Origin of the sequence: Pseudomonas sp. ArH3a (assembly GCF_022648765.1) — a bacterium.
Classification (GTDB): Bacteria; Pseudomonadota; Gammaproteobacteria; order Pseudomonadales; family Pseudomonadaceae; genus Aquipseudomonas.
Genome location: NZ_CP080331.1, coordinates 1 through 2628, shown reverse-complemented (window position 1 = coordinate 2628; position 2628 = coordinate 1). Strand labels below are relative to the sequence as shown.

The following is a 2628-nucleotide window of genomic DNA, read 5'->3' as shown; positions in this document are numbered from 1 at the left end:
GCGTGCGCGCCCGGCAAAGCCGGACCACCCCGCTTTCTGAGACTTCGCGACGCATCGGCGCGGGACTCCGTCCCTCCCTCTGCTGCTCCGGCTCGAAACCAGGGTGGTCCGGTTTCACCTGACGCGCACGCAAGCGGTGCGGCCTGATGCTTCGCACCCTGGTTTCGCCCTGAACGGGCTGCACCAGGGCAGAACGGGAAAATTTGGCCTGGGGGCCATTTCCCCTCACCACCCTCGTGGGCTCGGGTGGCGTCTGTCCGGCTGTTTCCGTCGTCTTCGACGCCGTTTTATCAGAGCGGCTTTTGGCCGCTCTGGAAGCAGCTTTCAGCTGCCCAAAGCAGGCTGAGCTACCATGCGATTTTCGCCTGAGAGCAGCCCAATGCAGCGCATAGCAAAACCCTCTGATTACGTCCTGCAGGACATCCTCGGCAGATCGCAGTATGTGCTGCCATGGGAGGACAAGCTTTGCCCTGGGAATCCCACAGATGACCCTGAAGCGGGTTCGGTTGAGTACAACGCTCATGCCCTTGAGAGGGCCCACAATGGCGGTATAGCCCTTACAGGAGATCCAATAGGCGATGCCGTGTATGCGGCCTTAAAAACGCCTGGAGAGGCTCACAGGGCCCTTGCGCGGGATCTGGCGGCCTCATACCTGGGCGATTATAAATTCCACATGAGTGATTTGGAGCACTGGGACGAGGAAACCAAACCCATCCGGGCTGGCCTGGTCTTTTCCAATGCTGATCTGCGCAACCTATCGGCGCGCCAGGTGATGGACCTCCGTGTCCGAGCTGAACAAGCCTGACGCGCTGCGCTTGTCCCCTCGACCGTCGCCCAGGAACAAGTTCCTGCACTCCGATCGAGGCCAGTTGATCCACCGCCGAAATGTCCAGGTCAGGGGCCGCGACCCCGGCTCGGCGTGACGCGCTTCACCGTCGCGCTGAACGGAGTCCCGGGCGAAGCGCACCCTTGACCCGTCACCGTAAAGATCACCCTTTGGCAATTCCCTGGGCCCGAATGGGCCCAGGGGATGCCACCCGGCGAGGGGGCTTTGCTTTTGGGCACGGCTGGGCACTTCAGTGCCGTTTGGAGCCCGTACTGCGGGGGTTTCTGGGTGTTTTTGCGGGGTAGGGCTGGGCGAGTTTCTTCTTTACTTGATAAATAGAAACAATGTGCATGCAGATGGTATGCTCGACCGACGAAAAGGGGAGCCAAACCATGGCGCATAAAAAAACCCCTGGGAACTCTTCCAACTTGGCAGACGGCGAGTTCACAGGGGCTGACGAAGCTAAGCTTCTGGGCGAAAGAATAACACGCTACGGCGTGGCTCACACAAGGTCTCGTGCCATGCTCGACTACCTTCGTGAAGCACCATCCCAGACGAGCATGAAAACCGCTGCCGGCCTCGCCAGTTGCGGAAACTACCTGCACTTTCGGGAGTATTTCACCGTGAGCAAGGTTCGACTGCACAGCGCCTCGTTCTGTCGTCAGCACCTAGTTTGCCCTCTCTGCGCGATCCGCCGAGGTGCGAAGGCACTCGGCGCGTACCTCACTCGCTGGCAGACCATCCAAATCGAATATCCGGACTTACGCCCGTATTTGTTGACTCTCACAGTCAAAAACGGTGATGACTTGGAACAGCGCCAGGCCCATCTCAGCAAGTCACTTCGTAAACTTCTCGACCGCCGTCGAAACTTCAACTCCGGGGTTCCGCGTGCCCCGTGGACGGAGCTCTGCAAGGCTCAGGGCGCCGTTTACACGATGGAACTGACCAACAAGGGCAAGGGGTGGCATCCGCACTGCCACATGATCCTTCTGGCGGCTTCTCAGCCTTCCCAGAGCGACCTGAGTGCCGAGTGGCACAAGATCACCGGCGACAGCATGATCGTGGATTGCAGGCCCATCCTGGGCGATCCCGTGGAGGGTTTCATGGAGGTGTTCAAGTACGCCGTGAAGTTCTCCGACCTGACCCTGGCCGACAACTGGCACGCTGCGCAGATCCTCAAGGGCAAGCGCCTGCTGAACAGCTTCGGCTTATTTCGTGGTGTCGAGATTCCCGACTCGCTGCTCGATGAGCCGCTCGACGGGCTCCCATACCTGGATCGGTTCTATCGTTATTTGAGTGATGAATATCAGCCTTCGGCGCTCAAAAAGAGAGGGTGAGAATATGCAATGCCGTATGGATAAACGTGTGATTGAGCTGCTCAACGAGGCCGGTGTTTCGATCACCTGGGAGCAATTCAGAACTGCTTATGATCGCCGTCGAAACGAGCGCGACATAGACCCGTTAAAGCCTATTCGGCGTGCTCGCCGTGAAGCAGAAAACACGGCTTTTGAGGCATTTATTGATCGCATGACTGCCCCAAAAAACTGAGGTTTCCTATTGCCTTTCTATTGCTAACGCAATAGGTCCAGCAATAGGAAAACAATAGAACCGGCAATAGCAAAACCGATAGAACCAAAAGCAAAGTGCCGTCACCCCTGCGGGCCTCCGTGGCCGTCCCTACGTGACGCCCAAACCTTCCGGGGGAGCGCCCCGTAAGGCCTTTAGGGTTCTGAATCGCTGCGCGATTCGCCACCCTCTTTCCTCCCCTGCGCCCTGAACGGGCTTGTCTCGAAAATTCACCC

The 2628-nt window shown here is 58.4% G+C and carries 3 protein-coding genes; all 3 read left to right on the top strand.

Annotation, left to right across the window (positions count from 1 at the left end; genetic code table 11):
- Positions 1 to 379: 379 nt before the first annotated feature.
- The 3 genes from K0P33_RS31315 (at position 380) to K0P33_RS31305 (ending at position 2374) form a co-directional block, all read left to right on the top strand.
- Positions 380 to 805, top strand: coding sequence for a hypothetical protein (locus K0P33_RS31315; protein ID WP_242156209.1), 426 nt, complete (start codon positions 380 to 382; stop codon positions 803 to 805).
- Between the two features lie 542 nt (positions 806 to 1347).
- Positions 1348 to 2163 carry a protein rep gene (locus tag K0P33_RS31310; RefSeq protein ID WP_242156210.1) on the top strand — a complete coding sequence of 272 codons (816 nt, stop codon included), beginning with the start codon at positions 1348 to 1350 and terminating at the stop codon, positions 2161 to 2163.
- On the top strand, positions 2126 to 2374 hold the full coding sequence (locus tag K0P33_RS31305; RefSeq protein ID WP_242156211.1) for a hypothetical protein: 249 nt from the start codon (positions 2126 to 2128) through the stop codon (positions 2372 to 2374). The genes K0P33_RS31310 and K0P33_RS31305 overlap by 38 nt, the downstream gene beginning before the upstream one ends.
- Positions 2375 to 2628: the final 254 nt, after the last annotated feature.

Coding starts and splice junctions, on each gene's coding strand:
- K0P33_RS31310 (WP_242156210.1), top strand. CDS start 1,348: ATGCTCGACTACCTTCGTGAAGCACCATCCCAGACGAGCATGAAAACC.
- K0P33_RS31315 (WP_242156209.1), top strand. CDS start 380: ATGCAGCGCATAGCAAAACCCTCTGATTACGTCCTGCAGGACATCCTC.
- K0P33_RS31305 (WP_242156211.1), top strand. CDS start 2,126: ATGAATATCAGCCTTCGGCGCTCAAAAAGAGAGGGTGAGAATATGCAA.